The 20,076-nt window shown below is 51.3% G+C and carries 21 protein-coding genes; 9 read left to right on the top strand and 12 right to left on the bottom strand.

The features are described 5' to 3' along the window. Window positions 1–11 precede the first annotated feature (11 nt). Both EDM58_RS26105 and EDM58_RS26100 read left to right on the top strand, forming a co-directional pair. Window positions 12–656 (top strand): hypothetical protein, encoded by a 645-nt coding sequence (locus EDM58_RS26105; RefSeq protein ID WP_246000459.1) that lies wholly within the window; start codon window positions 12–14, stop codon window positions 654–656. 15 nt (window positions 657–671) lie between these two features. Beyond that, the gene (locus EDM58_RS26100; protein WP_246000456.1) at window positions 672–1,454 is read left to right on the top strand and encodes an FkbM family methyltransferase; all 783 of its coding nucleotides are present in this window, start codon (window positions 672–674) and stop codon (window positions 1,452–1,454) included. Between the two features lie 61 nt (window positions 1,455–1,515). Here EDM58_RS26100 and EDM58_RS00885 read toward each other — a convergent pair whose 3' ends face one another. The 5 genes from EDM58_RS00885 to EDM58_RS00865 all read right to left on the bottom strand — a co-directional run bounded on the left by EDM58_RS00885 (window position 1,516) and on the right by EDM58_RS00865 (window position 6,743). Then, complete coding sequence (locus EDM58_RS00885) at window positions 1,516–2,421, bottom strand: NAD-dependent epimerase/dehydratase family protein (RefSeq protein ID WP_122911645.1); 906 nt, start codon at window positions 2,419–2,421, stop codon at window positions 1,516–1,518. Between the two features lie 13 nt (window positions 2,422–2,434). Next, on the bottom strand, window positions 2,435–3,205 hold the full coding sequence (rfbF, locus tag EDM58_RS00880; protein WP_023555052.1) for a glucose-1-phosphate cytidylyltransferase: 771 nt from the start codon (window positions 3,203–3,205) through the stop codon (window positions 2,435–2,437). A gap of 42 nt (window positions 3,206–3,247) precedes the next feature. Continuing rightward, complete coding sequence (gene rfbG / locus EDM58_RS00875) at window positions 3,248–4,333, bottom strand: CDP-glucose 4,6-dehydratase (RefSeq protein WP_122911644.1); 1,086 nt, start codon at window positions 4,331–4,333, stop codon at window positions 3,248–3,250. After that, the gene (locus EDM58_RS00870; protein ID WP_122911643.1) at window positions 4,323–5,726 is read right to left on the bottom strand and encodes a sugar phosphate nucleotidyltransferase; all 1,404 of its coding nucleotides are present in this window, start codon (window positions 5,724–5,726) and stop codon (window positions 4,323–4,325) included. The genes rfbG and EDM58_RS00870 overlap by 11 nt, the downstream gene beginning before the upstream one ends. A gap of 168 nt (window positions 5,727–5,894) precedes the next feature. Continuing rightward, window positions 5,895–6,743 (bottom strand): hypothetical protein, encoded by an 849-nt coding sequence (locus EDM58_RS00865; RefSeq protein WP_122911642.1) that lies wholly within the window; start codon window positions 6,741–6,743, stop codon window positions 5,895–5,897. A gap of 170 nt (window positions 6,744–6,913) precedes the next feature. Here EDM58_RS00865 and EDM58_RS00860 point away from each other — a divergent pair, with 170 nt between their 5' ends. Together EDM58_RS00860 and EDM58_RS00855 are read left to right on the top strand one after the other, a co-directional pair. Next, a complete protein-coding gene (locus EDM58_RS00860) occupies window positions 6,914–7,762 on the top strand; it encodes a DUF1698 domain-containing protein (protein ID WP_122911641.1) in 849 nt (282 codons plus the stop codon). A 173-nt stretch (window positions 7,763–7,935) separates the two neighbouring features. Beyond that, entirely contained in the window at window positions 7,936–9,120 is a 1,185-nt protein-coding gene (locus tag EDM58_RS00855; protein WP_122911640.1) for a glycosyltransferase family 2 protein, read from the top strand. 54 nt (window positions 9,121–9,174) lie between these two features. Here EDM58_RS00855 and EDM58_RS00850 read toward each other — a convergent pair whose 3' ends face one another. Next, window positions 9,175–9,522: a DUF1360 domain-containing protein gene (locus EDM58_RS00850; protein WP_023555058.1), complete on the bottom strand. Its 348-nt coding sequence runs from the start codon at window positions 9,520–9,522 to the stop codon at window positions 9,175–9,177. A 97-nt stretch (window positions 9,523–9,619) separates the two neighbouring features. Between EDM58_RS00850 and EDM58_RS00845 the strand changes: the two genes are divergently transcribed. Further along, a complete protein-coding gene (locus EDM58_RS00845) occupies window positions 9,620–10,768 on the top strand; it encodes a peptidoglycan-binding protein (protein ID WP_122911639.1) in 1,149 nt (382 codons plus the stop codon). A gap of 45 nt (window positions 10,769–10,813) precedes the next feature. On the opposite strand, the gene EDM58_RS00840 is transcribed toward EDM58_RS00845, so the two are convergent. Continuing rightward, window positions 10,814–12,109 carry a hypothetical protein gene (locus EDM58_RS00840; RefSeq protein ID WP_122911638.1) on the bottom strand — a complete coding sequence of 432 codons (1,296 nt, stop codon included), beginning with the start codon at window positions 12,107–12,109 and terminating at the stop codon, window positions 10,814–10,816. Between the two features lie 118 nt (window positions 12,110–12,227). Here EDM58_RS00840 and EDM58_RS00835 point away from each other — a divergent pair, with 118 nt between their 5' ends. The 4 genes from EDM58_RS00835 (at window position 12,228) to EDM58_RS00820 (ending at window position 16,451) form a co-directional block, all read left to right on the top strand. Further along, entirely contained in the window at window positions 12,228–13,112 is an 885-nt protein-coding gene (locus EDM58_RS00835; RefSeq protein WP_122911637.1) for a glycosyltransferase family 2 protein, read from the top strand. 139 nt (window positions 13,113–13,251) lie between these two features. Next, window positions 13,252–14,496 (top strand): BMQ_0737 family morphogenetic spore coat protein, encoded by a 1,245-nt coding sequence (locus EDM58_RS00830; RefSeq protein ID WP_023555062.1) that lies wholly within the window; start codon window positions 13,252–13,254, stop codon window positions 14,494–14,496. 144 nt (window positions 14,497–14,640) lie between these two features. Then, window positions 14,641–15,729: a coiled-coil domain-containing protein gene (locus EDM58_RS00825; RefSeq protein WP_122911636.1), complete on the top strand. Its 1,089-nt coding sequence runs from the start codon at window positions 14,641–14,643 to the stop codon at window positions 15,727–15,729. Window positions 15,730–16,034: 305 nt separating this feature from the next. Beyond that, complete coding sequence (locus EDM58_RS00820; protein WP_281275077.1) at window positions 16,035–16,451, top strand: M67 family metallopeptidase; 417 nt, start codon at window positions 16,035–16,037, stop codon at window positions 16,449–16,451. Between the two features lie 24 nt (window positions 16,452–16,475). Here EDM58_RS00820 and EDM58_RS25575 read toward each other — a convergent pair whose 3' ends face one another. Genes EDM58_RS25575 through EDM58_RS00800 form a run of 5 tightly spaced genes read right to left on the bottom strand, consistent with a single transcriptional unit; the run spans window position 16,476 to window position 20,075 of the window. Next, window positions 16,476–16,637: a hypothetical protein gene (locus EDM58_RS25575; protein WP_183187395.1), complete on the bottom strand. Its 162-nt coding sequence runs from the start codon at window positions 16,635–16,637 to the stop codon at window positions 16,476–16,478. 4 nt (window positions 16,638–16,641) lie between these two features. Next, entirely contained in the window at window positions 16,642–16,938 is a 297-nt protein-coding gene (locus EDM58_RS00815; protein WP_023555064.1) for a ferredoxin family protein, read from the bottom strand. Beyond that, entirely contained in the window at window positions 16,938–18,233 is a 1,296-nt protein-coding gene (locus tag EDM58_RS00810; RefSeq protein WP_122911635.1) for an FAD-dependent oxidoreductase, read from the bottom strand. Before EDM58_RS00810 ends, EDM58_RS00815 begins: the two co-directional genes overlap by 1 nt. Next, the gene (locus tag EDM58_RS00805) at window positions 18,217–19,248 is read right to left on the bottom strand and encodes an electron transfer flavoprotein subunit alpha/FixB family protein (RefSeq protein WP_122911634.1); all 1,032 of its coding nucleotides are present in this window, start codon (window positions 19,246–19,248) and stop codon (window positions 18,217–18,219) included. The genes EDM58_RS00810 and EDM58_RS00805 overlap by 17 nt, the downstream gene beginning before the upstream one ends. After that, entirely contained in the window at window positions 19,245–20,075 is an 831-nt protein-coding gene (locus EDM58_RS00800; RefSeq protein ID WP_122911633.1) for an electron transfer flavoprotein subunit beta/FixA family protein, read from the bottom strand. The genes EDM58_RS00805 and EDM58_RS00800 overlap by 4 nt, the downstream gene beginning before the upstream one ends. Window position 20,076: the final 1 nt, after the last annotated feature.

Genomic DNA, 20,076 nt, shown 5'->3' with positions numbered 1-20,076 from the left:
GGAGGTACCTGATGTCGACATCACGAATGGATGAAATCTTGCGGGTATGGCGTTCTGAACACCGCATCCCCTATCCTTTAAGCGCCCAGGAGACCTGGGATTTCTGGGTTTTGGAGTCTCCCACTTATGACGTAAAGGTAGGAGCCGTGCTGGAATACGGTCAACGCTTTTCGCTGGATACCTTGATCGAAACAGGAACATTTCAGGGGGCCATGATCCAAGCTACCAAGCATTATTTTCAGCAGGTTTTTTCCATCGAACTGAATTATCCTCTATTTTGGTCCGCCTTGAAAAAGTTTGCTGCTGATCCTAACGTCAAGCTCCTCTACGGGGACAGCGCAGAGAAACTGCCCGCCCTCCTCTCGACGATCCAAAAGCCTTGCCTGTTCTGGCTGGATGGTCACTACATTCCCCTGTCTGCCGAGGCGGCAAAAGGCAGCAAGGATACTCCGATCCTGCAGGAGCTCGACAGCATTTTGGAGCATCCCGTTCGCAACCATGTCATCCTGATCGATGATGCCCGCTGCTTTATTGGGCCTAATCCCTTGCTGAACGATTTCCCCACCATTCAGGAGCTGGAGACATACGTCCTGACTAAACGCCCCGATATGCAGTACACGGTAAAAGACGATATCATCCGCATCCATCTACCCTAGAAAGGAGTCTTTCTCTTGAAGAAGCTAGATTTCCACCTGCCCTTTGACAAAAAATCGTTCGTGCTCTACGGCAGCGAATCGGACCAGAGTGTTTTGTACTATCTGGAATTGGAAAACGGCTATTATGAAGCATACGTCCTGAATTTGCTCCAGCGTGTCGTGGCTCCCGATTTCATCTGTCTGGACATCGGCGCCAACCTGGGAACGATCTCGCTTGCGTTGAGTTATCTGGCGAAAAAGGGCAAGGTGTACGCTTTTGAGCCTTCTACAGTCAACTACAATTTTTTAATGCGAAACATCGGAGAAAACGGCATCAAAAACATCGAAGCGATCAAGCTAGGGGTTTTTGATCGAAACGGTGCGATCCAGTTTCACGAAGTGGCCTCTGGTGGTGGTTGGTCTTTTATCGACGCCAATCAGGTTCATTCCACTGATCCTGCCAATCAAATCATTTGTGTCCGTCTCGACGATTGGGTCCAAAAAAATCCATTGAATCGCCTCGACCTGATCAAGGTGGATGTTGAGGGTTCCGAACTGGAGGTGCTGCACGGCGCTCAGGAAACCCTTCAGCGCTTTGACCCGGATCTGGTCATCGAATTCAATCTGGATAGCATGATGAACAATTTTGGAAAAGATCCGCATGACCTGTATGCGCTTCTTCAACAGCTGTATAGGAACATATACCTGATTCGCAGAGACGATCAAGTTGTCAAAGTCGCAGACTACGAGACGTTATTAGAGATGATCAAGCCGTTCCACGGGGATCTGTACTGCACCAATAAAAATAGCTGGGGATAGGAATCCTCATATACAAGCAGACGAAAAAACGTGGCCGCCGCCTATGGCGAAGCCACGTTTTTTATTTTGCAGAAATTCTCGAGCGATGCTCCTCGATGACCGTAAGCAGACCTTCCCGCAGCGGGACTTGGCTGCGCCATCCATACCTTCGCAACGACTCCACGTCAGCAAGCGAATGCATCATCTCTTGCGGAGGATAGGGCAGCGCCCCAAAATGAAGGGTCGTCGCCGATTCGGTCAATCTGTGTACTTCTCTAACCAGCGACTTGATCGAGGTGGCAACGCCGCTTCCAACCTGAAACTCGCAAAAAGAAGCGGAGAATTGCTTGCTTTGACGCAGGAGGAGCAGATACGCATCAACCGCATCCCGGACATGAATAAAATCTCTCATTTGCTCCCCGGGAGTGAGGTAGAGATCAGGCTGGTTTTCCAGGCAAGTTCTGACGATATACGGGATGAATTTTTCCGGTGAATCAGCAGGTCCGTACAGATGCTCCAGCTTGAGATTGACAAAGCGAAGGGAGGATTGCGCGGCCAAATGCTTTCCCCATTCCAGAAAATGCCTTTTGGTCAGGTGATACCCGACCAGTCTCTGAAAGATTCCTTGAGTCGTATTGGAAAATGTATCGGTATTCATGAACAGGGGCGTCCCGCAGCGAATCGCCCCTTCCAGAACTTGCAGGGGCATGGAGACATTCGCTTCCAGTGTGGCATGATAGCTCTCCTGGTTCCGGGCATAGGAGGTTGCCGTGTGAATGACAGCATCCAAGGGACCTATGTCGCGAAACATCCCCTCTATCTCCACATGTTCGAGATCAAAGCATTCAATCTCATGAAGGACAGTGGCAAGGCGAGAACAATCCGAAGTCTTTCGTTTCAGAATGTAAACCTCATGCCCTTCAGCGAGCAAAGCTTTTACGAGATGACTGCCAAGAAATCCTGTCGCACCCGTCACCAGCACACGCATGCCATCGTTCCTCCTAGATTTGCCACGGCGGCGTACCTGCTCTCCACAGGCTCTCCAGATAATTTTTATCCCGGAGCGTATCCATAGGGTGCCAGAATCCCGTAAAAGGAAATGCCACCAATTCCTGAGACCTCGCCAGCACTTCCAATGGCTCCTTTTCCAGCACAGTCTCATCGCCTTCAAGATAGTCGAACACCTCTGGTTCCATTACAAAAAATCCGGCGTTGATCCAGCCTCGATCCCCTTTTGGCTTCTCCTGAAAGCCGCGAACGACATTCTCCGTCGTCACGTCCAAAGCCCCGAATCTCCCCGGCGGTTGTGTAGCGGTAATCGTGGCCAGCTTCCCGTGCTCGCGGTGAAACGAAACCAGGGCAGAGATGTCCAGATTGGCTACCCCGTCTCCATAGGTCAGCATGAAGGGTTCATCCCCCACGTAGGGCTGGATGCGCTTCACCCTCCCCCCGGTTCCGGTATCTTTGCCTGTATCTACCAGCGTCACCCTCCATGGCTCCGTGCGGCGATTGTGCAAGATCATTTCATTGTCCCGGCGAAAATCAAAGGTGACATCGGACTGATGCAGAAAATAATTGGAGAAATACTCCTTGATCATGTACCCCTTGTAGCCCAGACAAATAATGAAGTCATTGTAGCCGTACCGGGAATAGATGGACATAATATGGCAAATAATCGGCCTGTCGCCGATCTCGATCAAGGGCTTTGGTTTCAAATGCGTCTCTTCCCCAATCCGCGTCCCGTATCCGCCAGCCAATATGACCACTTTCACGCTTTTCTCTCCCTCCTGTCTCTTGTCCCCGGCCAGGATCCTTTATTGCGGTGCTGCTTCCATGTAGATCTGGATCTGTTTTTTGCAGATTTCCTGGAGATTTTTCCCCATTTGGCTGTCTTTCGTCCATTCCACGATTTGCTCCAAAGCCTGTTCGATGCTCCATCGGGGATTCCAGCCAAGCTCTTCTTTAGCCCTGGAGCAATCCAGCTTCAACAAGGAAGCCTCAGGCCAGTTATCCTCACGTTCTATTTCAAGCTCTGCAGCTGCCCCCCACTTCTCACACAGCTTTTGGACCACCCAGGCCACTGTTCGAGTATCTCGCTCATCAGGTCCGAAATTATAGCTTTTTGAAAAGCGTACGGTATTTTCGCACATCCGTTCCGCAAGCAGCAGATAACCTCCAAGGGGCTCCAACACATGCTGCCAGGGGCGTACAGCTTCAGGGTATCGAAGCTTGATTCTTTTTCCGTTCATAAGGGAACTCAGACAATCGGGAATCAAGCGATCTGCAGCCCAATCCCCTCCGCCAATCACATTGCCGGCACGGGCAGAGGCGATCGCAATCCCCGCTGTCTCGACAGCAGAAAAAAAGGAGTTGCGATAGCTGGCGGTAACGAGTTCGGCGCACGCTTTGCTGCTGGAATAAGGATCGCGTCCCCCCAAGGCATCCTGCTCTCGGTATCCCCACACCCATTCCCGGTTTTCATAGCATTTGTCGCTTGTTACGTTGATCACAGCCCGGATCGGCACTCCCTGTTGGCATGCCAGTCGGACTGCTTCCAACAGATAGACCGTCCCGAGCACATTGGTCTCATAGGTTTCGACCGGATGCTGATACCCTTGACGCACCAGGGATTGAGCAGCCAGATGAAAAATAATCTCGGGCTTTGCTTGCAAGATAACCTGCTCCAGCATTCCCCTGTCCCTAATATCAGCTGTAATAGTGTGTACGAGCTGCCCGACACCCGCCAGCCGAAACAGGCTCGGATCCGTCGGAGGCTCCAAAGCATATCCCGTCACTTCTGCCCCCATTGCATGCAGCCAGATGCTAAGCCAAGCTCCTTTGAATCCGGTATGCCCGGTAACCAACACTCTTTTTTTGTGCCAAAAGGAGCTATTGACCATCACACACACTCCCGGTGGACCTGACTTGCAACAAAATCTCCTCCCAGGTCATGGCGTGGCGGACAATATCCTCCTCAATAAGCTGGCTTCCCAGCTGCACTTCGACGATTTCCATGTCAGTTGATGCTCGTATCGCGTGCTTGGTTCCCGCGGGGATTTCGAGAACATCGCCCGGACCTATCGGAATAAGCTGATCGTTCCAGACGAACTCCCCCTCCCCTTCGACCACCGTCCAGACCTCACTGCGATATTGATGGGTCTGATAGCTCAGATTTTTGTTCGCGAAAATATGCAGAATTTTCGTCAATACCTGTGTGCCCGTAGTTGTCGTCCGATAATGCAGGACTCGGTACGTCCCCCAGCGCTTTTCTTCGTACATGGGACGTTGCTGCCACTCCAAGGGCAGATCCTTTACCCGATGGCTCTTGTCTTTAGCCGAGATCAGAATGCCATCAAGACTTGCTGCGATGACGGTATCCGATAAGCCAATGGTGACGATGGGAATATCCAGCTCATTGATCACATGTGTATTGGGCGCATCCCCATCCTGATATACTCGTCCTACGGTTTGGACGTTCATCTCCTCGGTCAAGGTATTCCAGGTGCCCAGATCTCGCCAGTACCCTGTATACGGAACCACCACAATCCGATCCGTTTTCTCTACGACCTCATAGTCAAAGCTGATCGGTTCAAGCGTGGCATAGGCTTGAAGCAGTTGTTCATAGTCTGTAGGCAAACCTTTTTTCTTTAATAAGTCCAGAAGATAACTCAATCGAAAAGCAAAGACACCGCAATTCCACATTGCTTGCTTCTTCAGCAACGCTTTTGCCTGCGTCTCGGATGGCTTCTCTTTGAAGCTTGCGACATGGTAATAAGAGAAGGAATCTTGGCTGTCCATAGTGGACGTGATGGGGACAATATAGCCGTATTTGGTAGAAGGATAGGTAGGTGTGACACCAATCAGGGCAAGATCTGCCTTAGAATGAAGCAACGCTTGCCTCAAATCCTGCAGCTTTTCCCAAAAATGCTCCTCAACATAAGAATCGACCGGCATGACGATCACCTGTTCAGCCGGATCCGCTCCCACGCAGGTGTGCAGATAGGTTGCGGCCAAAGCGACTGCAGGAAACGTGTCTTTTTTTTGCGGTTCTATTATCAAGGGAACATCCTCGCCCAACTGGCTTTTTAATAGATCGATGTGGGGTTTGCTAGCTGAAATATACACTTGATCTGTCCATTTATGTGCTGTCAACTGTCTCCAGACACGTTGCACCATGGATTCCGGCTCGCCGCTTGCTTGACGTAGCAACTTCAGGAATTGTTTGGACCTTGCCTCATTGGATAGCGGCCACAACCTTTTTCCAGCCCCTCCCGAAAGCAGTATCAGCATCATCCAGGCCACCTCTGTCCATTTTCATCGTGTATAAGGCATCATATGTACCAGTTGAAGGCGATGCCTCGCGTTTGCCGGAAAATGGTCTGTTCTCCTGTAGGCGTGCTGCTGATCCGAGAAAAAATGAAGCAGCCCCCATAGCCAGATACCAAGAGGGCTGCAAGCTGCCTAGAATCCCGTCGGATGCCACCGCTGGCTGAGATAATCAAACATGAACATGCCTTGCGTTGAAAGATGGGGAGTGAAAAAGTAAGGCATATAAGATTTCATTTCCAAGCCTTGAAAGTGAAGGGAGTTGAGACGAATAAAGGTATGGCTCGCCATCTCCCTGGTGTACAGTTTTCCGTTTATCAGATACACCTTTCTTTTACCATTGAGACTTTCTGCCCATAGAGGACGATTGATATTTTCATCAAACATTTTGTCCCCGTATCGGCCATGTGTATAGGTGTAGTCCGGAAACTGACGCAAAAATAAAAGACCGGCTACCATGTCTGAGACGAGAGGAAGGTCATGGCTCACATGCCCCAGCTTCTTTGTTTCCTGCACCAATTTCTCAAACATGGCGGGATCAGCAAAATACATCGTTGTAAACGAACAAAAACGGTCCAAAAGATCTGCCTTCACAAAATTGGTCCAGACGAATTCCATCATAAATTGGCTGTATTCCGGGTTGTTTACGTTCTCGTACAGCATCACATCCGAATCGATATAGCAGCAAGCCGTCATTTGCTGAGAACGCATGAAATCACGAAGAATAAACCACCTTTGAAAACAAAACAGATTGTACGCGTGGGACATGACGTGCAGATGCTTGTAGTGCGGGGCAAAGGCGGCGGCGGTCTGCATGTATGCGTCCAATCTTACATGCTGTATACCATTTGTCCCAAATCTCTGGTTGAGAGCTGTGCCGAGCAGGAAAATTCTCGAGCCGGGGTTGCTCACTTGGGCCTGCCGCAAGCTGTATGACAAGTAATTGTCGTCCGTACGATGCATGAATACAATGGGCAAGGACATCGGACGTTCCTCCCTGTTTGCGCCATTTTCTCTCCGATACCATATGTAATCTGCTGGCGCGTGGGGACCAAATTGGGGCAACCAACCAGTACCCAACCAAGCATCCGCACGTATCCTATCATCAGTCCACCACAAGTGAGAGAAGGAATACAGACAAGGAGGTCAGATAGTTGGGAGGCAACTGGACGAACGAAGAAATTATACAAGAAATAAACAAGCGCAAATGGTATCACAAAATTGAGCTTCGCCCCGGGATTGTCACGCCGGGAATACAGATTCTTGAAAATCTCTGGGACATGACACGGCAGACGAGACAACATGTCTCTTATCAAGGCAAGCGTGTCCTTGATTTGGCCAGCTTTGACGGCATGTGGGTGTTCGAAGCAGAAAAGCTTGGAGCGAGCCTGGTAGTTGCCACAGATTGCCTGCATCCTCTATACGCCAACTTTGAACTATGTAAAGACATTCTGAACAGCAAAGCAATCCCGTTTTACAATACCTCGCCCTATCGCCTATGGGACGGTCTTCAGGTGCTGCTCATGGACGATATGACTGCAAGAAAACCCTTTCCAGAGCAAATCCAGCACAATAAATTCGATATCGTCCAACACTTGGGGCTTCTTTATCATGTACGCGACCCGCTCTACACCCTTTCCCAATGCAGAAGCGTCATCAAAACCGGTGGTCATCTTCTGTTGGAGACAGCAGCTGTTCTCGACTCGGATGAATCCAAGATGGTTTTGAACGGCACCCCGGGAAAGATGAACCGCATCTATCAGGATGATACGACTTGGTGGCTCCCTACTCTGCCGTGCTTACTGGAAATGCTGGAGAACACCTTGTTTCAACCGCTTCCCCATACGATTCGCACCGTATCCTCGGGCAGATTTAACGGTTATCATGCCGGGAGGATCAGCTTGTTGGCAGAAGCGATACCTCCCAGCAAAATCGATCCGGCAGCCCGCGCCGAAATCTTGCGGACGTTTCGAAATCCGGGGCTGGTACCTGAGCATCTGTAATTCCCTTCCTGGCATCCAGTCGGCGAACAATCGGCTGGATGCCTTTGGATATATGGAAAAACCTTGAGGAAATAAGAAAGCTACCCTAAAACAAAATGCTTTCCTTGTACATACACTGCGGGAGAGAAGTGTGGGTTTGGAAAGATCCGCCTTTCGAGCAAGGGAGGGATATTGTGTCACATTCACCATTGCCTCTGGTCACCATTATTACGCCTTCCTACAATCAGGGGAAGTTCATTCGGGAGACCATCGACAGCGTCTTGCAGCAAGATTACCGACATATTGAACACATCGTCGTCGACGGTGGTTCTACAGATAACACCATTGCGATCCTGCAAAGCTATGCGCAAAGCGACGGGCGTTTTCGCTTCATCTCCGAACCTGACCGCGGTCAGTCACATGCCATCAATAAAGGATTGGCCATGGCACGGGGGGAAATCATCGGCTGGCTCAATTCAGATGATACGTACCTGCCAGGAGCGATCCGGAAAGCCGTGCATGCCCTCCTCTCCCATCCGGAATGGGGAATGGTGCACGGACACTGCCATGTCGCCAATGAGACCAATCAGATCACGAGCAGCTTTCCCACCGAACCAGCAGATGCCCAAAAGCTGTACCATACCTGCTGTATCTGTCAGCCTGCTGCCTTTATTCGCAAAAATGTCTTTGAGCAAATGAACGGTGTGGATGAAAATCTGCATTTTTGCATGGACTATGAATTGTGGATGCGTGTCGCCAAATCGCATATCATCGGGTATATCCCGGAATTTGTCGCAACCGCCAGACTTCACAGCAACTGCAAATCCGCGACACAGTGGCAATCGACCGGGATTCCCGAGGTGTTGAAATCATTGGCCAAACACTACGGCAGCATTCCGTACGGCTGGGTTACCTACGCTTCCCAATATCAAGGGCCGGGCGCTTTTACCTTGATCAACAAGTTGAAAGACGCCGCTCATAACCAGCCAAGAGTCATCCATACCAACCGTTCCATTGACATGTGGACTCCTCCGATCTTTCGCATCCAGATCGCTTCCGATGCACACGCCCCCGCCCATCTGGTGATCGTCAAGGGAAGACTTCCCGCACCTGCCTTTCAAAATCAGAAGCCCATGACTCTGACAACATTAATCAATGGGCAGCCTTACAAATCGTTTCCGATCACCCAGACCAGCTTCCAACTGGAGATCCCGCTCGATCCCTCGAGGACGAGCAATCTGGTGGACATTGCAGCTTCTCATATCATTTCTCCTGTCTCTTTGCGGCTGGGTTTCCTTCAGGCGGCAGGCTTCATCGCAGAAGAAATCCTTCCGCTCTCCCGCGAAGAGGCCATTGTTTTTCGGACCTTTGCCCACTAGTCTGTCGGCCGGCAATGGGTTGCCCTCCAAGTGAGCGTCCGTGAAAGAGCATGATCATCCAAAATACATCTTGGTCTCGATCACGGCCGCCGCTCCGGCTATAGCAAGCACAAGCAACAACGGATAGGTTATGGGGACATACGTATAAAGGAGCAAAATGACCGCTGCCACCCAGACGCCGACACACCAATGACAAGCAAGCAGACTGCCGATCCAGCGCCGCAATCCGGTCCCCTTGTATTCCACATTTCGGACCAGCTGTCCTGATGGATCCGAATCATAAGTAACAGATAGAAACGGCTTGCGGATGAACGCTGTAATTTCATCAAAAACAATCAAATGCGTAAGTCTGAAGCTCGCCAGCACAAGAATCACCAAATCCAAAAACGAAATGCCAAACATTTGGACTCCATCCCTTTCCAGGATTTTCTCCTTGTTATGTCAACTTTGGGTCTAGTAACATTGAAAGGCGACAAAAACCAGCGGAAGGTGTGATGACATGAAGCACAACCTAACGAAGATGGCAACCGTCCTTTCCCTGTCCGTCTCGCTTGCCGTTATCGGACAACCTGTATTCGCCAAAACCTCTTTTACCCCATTGAAATCTGGGATGAAAGGTCAGACAGTACAGGAAGTTGAAAAAATGCTGAAGGCATTGAATTTTGATTACAAATTGAAAGTGGACAAGCTGTACAACAAATACACAGCTCTAAATGTTAAAAAATTCCAAAAATCAGTGAAGCTGAAACAAACCGGAACCGTCAATAAGCTTACGTATGACAAGCTGAAAAAAGCCTATGCAAACAAGCAAAAGGCGAGTAACAATGACGTTTCCGACAGCCAAAAAGACAAAGAGACACAGACACCCAATTCGGAAAATAAGCAGCCGGAAAGCACTAAGCCCGACACCCATTCTTCTGACACGCTCAAATTGGGTTCATCCGGAAAAGAAGTAAAAGCTTTGCAGGAGGATTTGAAACAGCTGGGATACAACGTGACAGTCAGCGGCAACTTCGATGCTTCCACCCGCCTGGCCGTGATGATTTTCCAATCGCGACATTCGTTGGGCCTGACAGGTGAAGCAGACAGCAAGCTCATTGCGGCAATTTCCAAACAAGCACAAGAGAAGCCAAGCCAGTCTGGAGAGCAGTCCAAACCAACAACTCCAAGCAAGCCAACATTGCCTTCGACTCCTGCTGCACCCGATCAGTCCAATCAAACCGGAAATTCAAATCCCTCTGCAGAAGTGCCGCTTCCCGCTGGCCTGACATCAGAGGAGAAGGAAATGGTGCAGCTGGTCAATCAAGAGCGTGCCAGCCGAGGACTTCAACCGCTGCAAGTAGACATGAACATCGTCAAGACAGCCCGGGTCAAAGCACAGGACATGGTAAACAACGGCTATTTCAGCCACACTTCTCCAACCTATGGCTCCCCGTTCCAGATGATGGACACGTTCGGCATCAACTATCGCGCTGCGGCGGAAAATATCGCCCAGAACCGTAGCGTATCTGCCGCCCACGCATCGTTCATGGGTTCTTCTGGACATAAGGCCAACATCCTGAACGCAACCTACACACACGTGGGGATTGCAGTCGTAGATGGCGGACCTCATGGAAAAACCTTCGTGCAGATGTTCGTGAAATATTAAGCCTTGCTCAAACCCACCCCTTCTCCCGAAGGCGGTGGGTTTTCTTTAGAATGATACAGCAATCCGGTTGTTTGCCGGAAAATGCAGTTGTTGATCGTTCACCATAACGATTCCTTCCACGGTAATGGTGGTTCGCTCCTCCTGTTGAAAAAAGGAGATCTGGAAATTTTGAAATGCCTCGCTCATCTTCGGCGGGATGATCATCGGCTGAATCGGAGCAATCCAATATTCTCCACGCTCCTTCGCTTGTTCGAACCAGTCATCCTCCATGTACTTCCACCCTTTGGCCCCACCCTGTCCTTGGACACCGAGAGTCTCTACCATGTTCGGCGGCAGGATTTGCCCGCCTAGCTTGATACCCTCGATCGGGTTGACTCGCAAGCAGACTACCGGGTTGTACAAAGCTTCAGTTCCTGTATTTTTTACGATCAGGCTTCCGATCAACAGATAGGGACGGTTCTCTGTCTCATGGTGCATCAACGTGTAGTCAAAATAAACTTCTGCCTCTATGCGCTGTTCTGTCGCAATGGGTGTAGGCATCTTTACTTCCGTCGGCAATATCGGCCTCTCGATTATCTGCTTCTCTTCTTTTTCCTCCTGGTGCACCTCCGCTACGGCCTCGACTAGTGCAGGCTGATGTACCTGTTGCTCCTTTTGATCCTTAGTCTCCCATTCCTCCAGCTTCTGCACTTGACCGAAGAATGTCTGCAGGAGGTGTGGCAGCAGATACGAGATCGGACTGATTCCCTGACCCTCATGGACGTCGCGAAGAATCCCCGAGACAAGAGAGATCGCGATTTGCTCGGCCAGCTTGCTTCTCTTTGCTCCCTCAAGTCCCGAGGGAACATGCCACTGGATCGGTAAAAGAACTGACGTCTTCGCCCGCTTGCTGATGCGTATCTGGCAAGGAATGCCACTCTCTTTCATCTCGTGGAACACATGATGCAGCAGCCTTCTTCTTCGCTCATCGTCCCCTTGGAAGAGAATCAGACGCGATTCATCTAGGGAAGGCAGCTCCTTAGCCGAAAAACGCAAAGCGGCATCACTGTCGCCCGACGATTCATCCCCTCTCTCCAGCAGGACTGGCTTGGCACCAACATCACGGAGAAAAGATGCAGTACGAGAAAGCACTTCGTATTCCAGACCTGTGTCATCATCCATACCACCCGCTATCAACATAAAAACCTTTCCTTTTAAACCTGATCCCAGATCAACCCGCTTGGCTTCCGGGTCCCACTGAAGCTGAAAGCCCTGTTCCTGGCAGAACAGGCGCAGAGCGGGCAATGCCGAATAGGGGATGGCTTCTCTGCGCTGTCCATCATAATACACCTCGACATCCATGATCCTCTTCACTCCTTCTCACCTACACATACCCGGTCTATTGTATGAATGCCCTGCCCTGGGGGTGTGCCTTCAATCAGGCTTTTGCATACCCTAGCAAAGGAGAGGAGTGATCAACTTGTCCTTAGAAAAACTACCATTGGTCTCGGTCATCATTCCGGCCAAAAATGAGGGAAAAAATGTACGCACGACATTGGCATCCCTGTATGAATGCAAGACGCGCTACCCGTTGGAAATCATTGTGGTAGACGATGGCTCCAGTGACAAATGTTGTGATTTTTTAAAGACCGAGCAGCAAGCCCTGCCTGTCAGACTCATTTCCACTCCCGGGATTGGAGCCGCTCCGGCACGCAACCTAGGTGCTGAACAGGCACATGGAGATTATCTGATCTTTTGTGATGCGCATCTGACCTTCGAGCCTTACTGGATCGACCGCTTGCTGGAGTTGATCCTTTCCCGAACAGCAGATGCAGTAGCCCCAGCGATCGGCTCCATCAGCGAACCTCATAAAGTAGGCTATGGTCAAAAGCTGGATGAGCGCCTGGGAGTCGTGTGGAATCCCCAACCCTACCGTCCCTCCCCAGTCGCCATCCTGCCCGGCGGCTGTTTTGTCATTCCCAAATCTGTCTTCATGGACATTGGCGGGTTCGATCGCGGCTTTCAAGTGTGGGGCTACGAAGACATTGAAATTTCCATCAAGCTTTGGCTGTTCGGTTATCGCTGCTTTGTCCATCCCAACGTCAAAATCCTTCATCTCTTCCGTCAGGCGCACCCGTACACGGTAACCCATACACACGTGTACTACAACATGCTGCGGATGGCGTACAGCCACTTCAAAGAGGAAAGAATTTCCGCCTGCAAAAAGCTGATCATTCATGCCAATGCCGATGAAGTAGAGCAGGACGTAATAAAATATGGTGCGGCCGCCCAACGCGTCCGCTATTTCGCCCGACGAAAACATGACGACGACTGGTGGACCCGGGAATTCAGAATTCCTTTTTAAGCGTTTGGATTTGAAGAGCGGGCCTGTTACCCTTGTACAATCGCCTGAAAATAGGCAAATGATGACAAGCAAAAACGAGGCCTCCTCCATAGAATGTAAATGCAAATGCAAATCCAATAGGAAAGGAAGGGTCCATCTGGTGAACAACATCAAGCCCATCATGGGTCGCCAAGTGCCTACACCGACGCCTACCGCTCCTCCTCCAATCCCCAACAACCTAGCTGAAGAGTGTATCCGCGTCCAAAAGGTGTACGACTGGGTCGTCAGCGCCAATCAGTATCGCAACAAGATTCCACTTCCAACCGACTGTCAGGCATTGGTAGATGCAGCGATTGCTGCAGGTCAAGACATCACCGTGCAATGCATTGAGCCCACAGGCAACTTCACATGTCGTGTTGCCAGCATTCGCCGTGAGAACATTGTAGTGGGTGGAGTTTCCGTTCGTGTAGGGGTGGTACGGTTCATATTTGGTGGAACCGCGATCATTCGGATCTTCGCAGACGGGGTATTGCTGTGCGACTTCCCTACAACCGTTCAATTTGATCAAGAGGTCGTACTCTGCCTGCCTGAACCTCTCGATGAAGACAATATCGTTTGCAGAATCGCTGCTCTGGAATGCATCCCGACTGGTACTGTTTTGTTGGGTGGCATGGTTGAGCTAAACGTCATCTTCTGTCTCGATGTTCAGGTCGAAGCCGAGGTCAAATTGGAGGTACTGGCAAAATTCTGCTCGCCACGTCCAAACGACATTCCGGTTCCATCGCCTACACCATCGTTCCGTTGCCCTCCTTTTGCCTTCCCGCCGCAATGCCCGCCGATCTTCCCGCGGCCTAACTGCGATTGCCAGGCAACTGTCAATACACTGATTCCAGGAGTTGGGGTAAGCCTTGGTCTGCCGCCTGCTGCTATCGTAGAGATCGGTACCGTGCAGTTGATTGCCGATATTTGCCCGAGCTGCAACCCTGGTGGCAGCACCTTCACCTTCAACTTCTTCGATACTCCTGGTCCGACTCCGCTCCCGGATGTCTTACCAGGCGATCAAAGCTTCAACTTCTCCCCTACTACGATCAGCTCTCCTACTTGCATCACTGTCCTTCCTGGGCTTATTCCAGGTATCGCACTGCCAACCATCGCAATCGGCATGATCGTGACAGGTACAGGGGTACAGACATTTACTGCTACAGGCACAACACAGACACTCAACTACACCTTGGTCTTGGCGGAAACAGGTCTGGGACTGCCAGACGTCATTCTCTTCCTGTTGACCGATCCTCTGGGAGTCGTTTCCTTCGCAGCAGCGATCACCATCGTTCCAGATGCACAACTGCTGGTTCAAGACTGCATTACCTTCCCAGATGTTCTGGTAGGGCCGACAATCCCCTAATTCTTCATCCACGCTTGAACTCGGAGAGAAGCCTCAATTGCTTCTCTCTTTTTTTGTTCAGAAAAGCTTTCACCTAACTTGCACCCGTACGCGCCTGCCGACATATGTCTATAGGGGAAACTGGATACCGGAGGGAGGGATAGAATGCCTATCAAGAAGAAGTCCACCAAGCGCTCGCCCGAAAAAGAGAAGATCATTTTGCTCAAAAGACAGGCGAGCTACTACGAAGAAATCGCTCTCCAGTATAGCCATGAATTGAAAGAACTCCAGCAACAGCACCAGCAGTGGGAAGAAAGAGAAAAGGAATATCAGCAACAACTCAAGGAAATACGCCAAACCCTAGCCAACTATCAGGAGCTGGAAGCCGACTGGCGCGACAAGCTCGCAGGTGGCACGCAGCAAATTCGCGATTTGGAAACCAAAATACAGCAGCAAGCCAAGATCTTACATCAAAAAGAAGGCACCATTGCCCACTACAAGGAAAAAGTAGAGAAGCTGAATAAGTCCGATATTCTGGTCAAGGTACGGGAATATGAACAGGCTTTGGAGGAGAAGCAAAAAATCATTGAGGACTATCAGGAGAAGGAACGAGAGTGGGAGAAACAGCTTGAACAAGCGAAGCTCACTCGGAAACAAGAAATCGCCCGACAAGAGGCTGAAGCAGCGCAGAAAATTCAACTCCTGGAGCAGGAACTGGCAGAAGCCGTCGCCTCCCACACAGCCGTTCAAGAGGCCTTGAGCAAACAATTGGATGAAAAGGATTCATTGATTTCCAAACTGCAGGAACAAGATACCACCCGACAAGAGGCTGAAGTCGAGCAGAAAATCCAACTCCTGGAACAGGAACTGGCGGAAGCCGTCGCCTCCCACACAGCCGCTCAAGAGGCCTTGAGCAAGCAATTGGAAGAGAAGGATTCATTGATTTCCAAACTGCAGCTCCAAGAAAGCAACTTGATGAAAACCATTGAGTCCTTGAAAAATATGCATGCACAGTGGCAGGAAAAGGAGAAAAAATACAAGGAGTCCATCCAGGAGTTTACGGCAAAAGAAGCTCGGTCCCCCAAAACGGGAATACCGATCCAACAAACCGCCCATGCTTCAGCAAAATCAATTCCAGCAACTTCAACTCCATCGACCTCAATCCAAATGCCTACACAGTCCCATGCCACATATTTGAAACCACATCAAACACCGCATACTCACCCCATCAATCCTTTTAAGCCGACTGAGTAGCCGTAATCGATGGACTCCCCCACTTTCCTCTTCCTTTCCCCTCAATGTGCAACTGCCGTTCCAACCTGAGGTTGCTCGGCATAAACCATTATTAGTCTTAGCGAAAGGAAGGGATTGGATGACACCCGAACAATATCGCGAGCTGTATCGCCAAAGACAGGCTCGCCCAGTCAGGAACCATGCATCCGGCCAGCAACGCATACAGACACCCTTGCCCAATTCTGGACCGACAAATACCGTCAGAAGTGTGGCTACACCCAAAACAGGCGGTTGTTGTGGCAGGAAACGCTCACAGTAACAGCAAAATGGGCTATCCTATTCCAGCCCTCTTCGCTTCCCATAGGGTATGGAAGGAAATGTTGATTCACTGCCTCGAAGAGCGTCCGTATGAGGCATGCGGACTTTTGTCGGGACGCATGGGAAGGGTCGAAACGATATGGCGAATGGTAAATGTCGATCGGAGTCCGGTATCCTTCTACATGGACCCTGAGCAAATCAGAACGGTTTTTCAGGCCATTCAAGAGAGAGGGGAGCAATTGGCGGGAGTATACCACTCCCACCCAACTGCTCCCCCCATTCCATCTAAAGAAGATATCGCCTACGCTACCTATCCTGAAGCTGCGTATCTGATTGTCTCCCTCGCCAATAAACAGCCTACCGTCGGCAGTTACCGGATAATCGACCAAAGAGCCATACCGATTCCAGTCACCTTTTTTGCATGAAAGAGGCGAGACGGTCTGCCTCTTTCATTTTTTTATTTTCTCCACAAGATGGACAGGCTCCCAACTCACAAATGTATCCTCCCAGAAGATCAGAAAGCGATCCTCTTCCACACGAACCACGACCCCTCGCGCCCCGTCACGTACATAGACGACGGAATCCCCTTCTTCGATCATCGCGGCTGCCATTAAATCAAGCGAGCCTGAAGATGATGCCGTGCCCGCCCTTGGGATACTCCCACTTGATGTTTTCGTAGGGACAACCGATGCGGCAGCTTCCACATTCGTGACATCCTTCATATCCCACATGCATCCGCACCTCTTCCCATTTGTAGACTTCCGCCGGACAAAAAATGGTGCACAACTTGTCTGGACAACGCGTCGCGCAAATATCGGCATCCAGCACGTGCAGGTGCGACTGCGTATCGGCCTTGAACCTCACCAGATATTGCTTTTCCTCGATCGATTGGCCTTTGGGCAGGTCAGCCATCACTTCATCACCCTCCATGCATTCATCAGATCGCGAGCCATCCGCCATTTTTCCTTGGGAGTCCCGATGTCACGCCAGATTTTTTTCTGCTTCTCCCACTTGGATGTTCCGTCTACCGTAAACATCTGGCTTGCCGCTCTGTTCATCATGGGAATATACTGCTCGAAATACTGCGGGAATTTTTCAAAATGATGCGTAGCATCCTTGTACTTTTTCAAATCCTGGCCGACAAAGCTGTCCAACAGCTTCACCCGATACGTGTCGAGCATTTTCTCGGAAAAATCGCCTGCTTCCCTCGCTTGCAAAATGGTCTCGGCAGCCATGACACCGGAAGCCATCGCCATGTTGGAGCCTTCCCGATGGATGGCATTGACGAGCTGGGCGGCATCCCCTACCACGATCACACCGTTGCCAACCACCTTGGGCATGGACTTGTAGCCGCCCTCCGGGATGAGATGCGCCAGGTACTCCTGCTGCTCGCTGCCCTGGATATAGGGTCGCAGCATCGGGTGATTTTTTACATAATCCAACAGCTCATACGGCTTGATCTTGTGCTTGATCAGACCGGAGAGCATCGCTCCGACTCCGATGTTGAGACTGTCTTTATTGGTATAGAGCCACGCTGTTCCGAGAATTCCCTTCGTGGAATCGCCGAAGATCTCGAATGTGCATCCCTGGTCCCCTTCCAGGCTGAAGCGGTCCTCGATGATCTTTCTATCCAGCTTGAGGACTTCCATGACCGCCAGCGCAACCTCGTCGGGACGGAATTCCTTGTGGAAGCCAAGCGATTTGGCCAGCAAGGAATTGACCCCATCCGCCAACACCACCACGTCGGCATACACATCGCCATCCGGCCGATCTGTGCGGATGCCAACGACCTTGCCGTCCTCGACGATGCACTCCAGGGCCACCGTCTCGTTAAGCAACAAAGCTCCTTCCTTCACGGCCTTGTCTGCAAACCACTGGTCGAACTTTGCACGCAGCACGGTGAAATTGTTGTATGGCTCCTGCGCCCACTCCAAACCCTTGTAGCTGAAAGTCAGGGCAGAGGATTTATCCAGCATCATGAATCGCTGCTCCACGATCGGTCTTTCCAAAGGTGCTTCCTTGTAAAACTCGGGGATGATATCCTCCATCGTCTTGCGGTATAGGACCCCGCCCATCACGTTTTTCGAGCCGGGATACTCCCCGCGCTCCATCAACAGCACATTCGCCCCCGCTTTTGCCAGCGTATAGGCGCATGCGGTTCCCGCCGGACCTGCTCCCACGACGATAACGTCAAATTTTTCCGCCATATTGAACCTCCTTGTCCGGCATCTTCTGGAACGCTTCCATCAGCATCGGGACGATCTCAAACGCATCCCCCACGATGCCGTAGTGGCTGGATTGAAAAATGGGGGCTTCCGGGTCTTTGTTGATCGCGATAATCAACCCGGCGTTCTGCATGCCGACAATATGCTGGATCGCTCCCGAGATGCCGATGGCAAAATAGACCTTTGGCGTCACGGTCACACCCGTCTGACCCACCTGGTGCTGATGATCGATCCACCCCGCTTCCACCGCATCGCGACTGGCTCCGACTGTCGCACCGATCTTCTCGGCAAAACGGTGGATCAGCTCGAAGCCCTCTTTGCTGCCAAGGCCTTTTCCTCCCGCCACGATCACATCCGCTTCATCCAGACGCACCTTCTCCTTCGTTTCACGCACGATCTCCAGGACCTTCGTTCGGATATCCTCTTCGCGCAGATCAATTTTCTCCCGGATGATGTGCCCGGTTCGATTCGGATCAGGCGGCAGCGCTTTCATTACCTTCGGGCGTACAGTTGCCATCTGCGGACGATGCTTTTTGCACAGGATCGTCGCCATGATATTGCCGCCAAAGGCAGGACGGCTTGCTTCCAAAAGTCCGGTCTCCGCATTCACGTCGAGCATGGTCGTATCCGCCGTAAGACCAGTCTGCAGGTCGGTCGCGACCGCACTGGCGAGGTCTTTTCCGGTGGAGGTGGCACCGTAGAGGATAATTTCCGGCTTGTGCTTCTCTACGCATTCCAGCACCGCGCGCATGTAAGACTCCGTGCGATAATCGCGAAAGATCTCTTCGTCGTAGAGGTAGACCTCGTCAGCCCCGTAGGGAAAAACCGTTTCGGCGAGTGGAGCCACCCCCTCCCCGATAAGAAGTCCAGCCAGCGGCACACCGCGCTTGTCTGCCATCTGCCGGCCGGCGCCCAGCAATTCGAGCGAGACGGGAGCGATCTGTCCGTCTTTTACTTCCAAAAAGACCCATATGCCACTGTATTCATCCAGATTCATACCTGCTCCTCCTTCACCCGGAACAACCCTTTCTTCTCCTGCAAGATCTCCATCAAGCGGGATACTTGCTCCTGTGCTGTTCCTTCCAATCTCTCTCCGCCTTTTGGCTTTTCAGGCGGCCACACCTTCGCCACGATCGTCGGAGACCCTTTCAGCCCCAGCAAGGTGCGGTCAATCTCGCCCAAATCATTCACGGCCCAGATGACGGGCTGGTAGCGAGCGGCGCGGAGCATGTTCGGCAACGGCGAATAGGGAACCTCATTGATCTCCTTTTCTACAGAAAACAGGCACGGGAGGGTGGAGCGGATCACTTCATAGCCATCCTCCAGCTTGCGGTGGACGATGACGTATCCTTCTTTTCGGTTTACCTCGACCACTTTATTGACATTTGTCAAAGGGGGAATGTCGAGGCGCCGGGCAATCCCCGGGCCTACCTGACCCGTATCTCCGTCAATCGTCATTTTGCCGCAGATCACGAGATCGACCGGCTTGATCTCGCTGATTTTTTCAATCGCCTTGGTCAAGGCATAGCTCGTCGCCAGCGTGTCTGCACCGGCAAAGGCACGATCCGTGATCAGATACCCCTCATCCGCTCCGATTTCGACGCATTTGCGAATCGCCTTGACGGCTGGCGGGGGTCCCATCGTGACGACCGAGACCACTCCTCCATATCGTTGCTTCAAACGAACTGCTTCCTCGACGGCATGCGCATCGTACGGATTGAGAATGGCTGGGGCACTGGAACGGTCCATTGTATTCGTCTTCGGGTTCATTTTGATGATCTTGGTGTCCGGCACCTGTTTGATACAGGCGACTATGTGCAACATC

Origin of the sequence: Brevibacillus panacihumi (genome assembly GCF_003710985.1) — a bacterium.
GTDB lineage: Bacteria > Bacillota > Bacilli > Brevibacillales > Brevibacillaceae > Brevibacillus > Brevibacillus panacihumi.
Note: the sequence above shows the minus strand (reverse complement) of the source record. Positions and strands in the feature narration are given on the sequence as shown.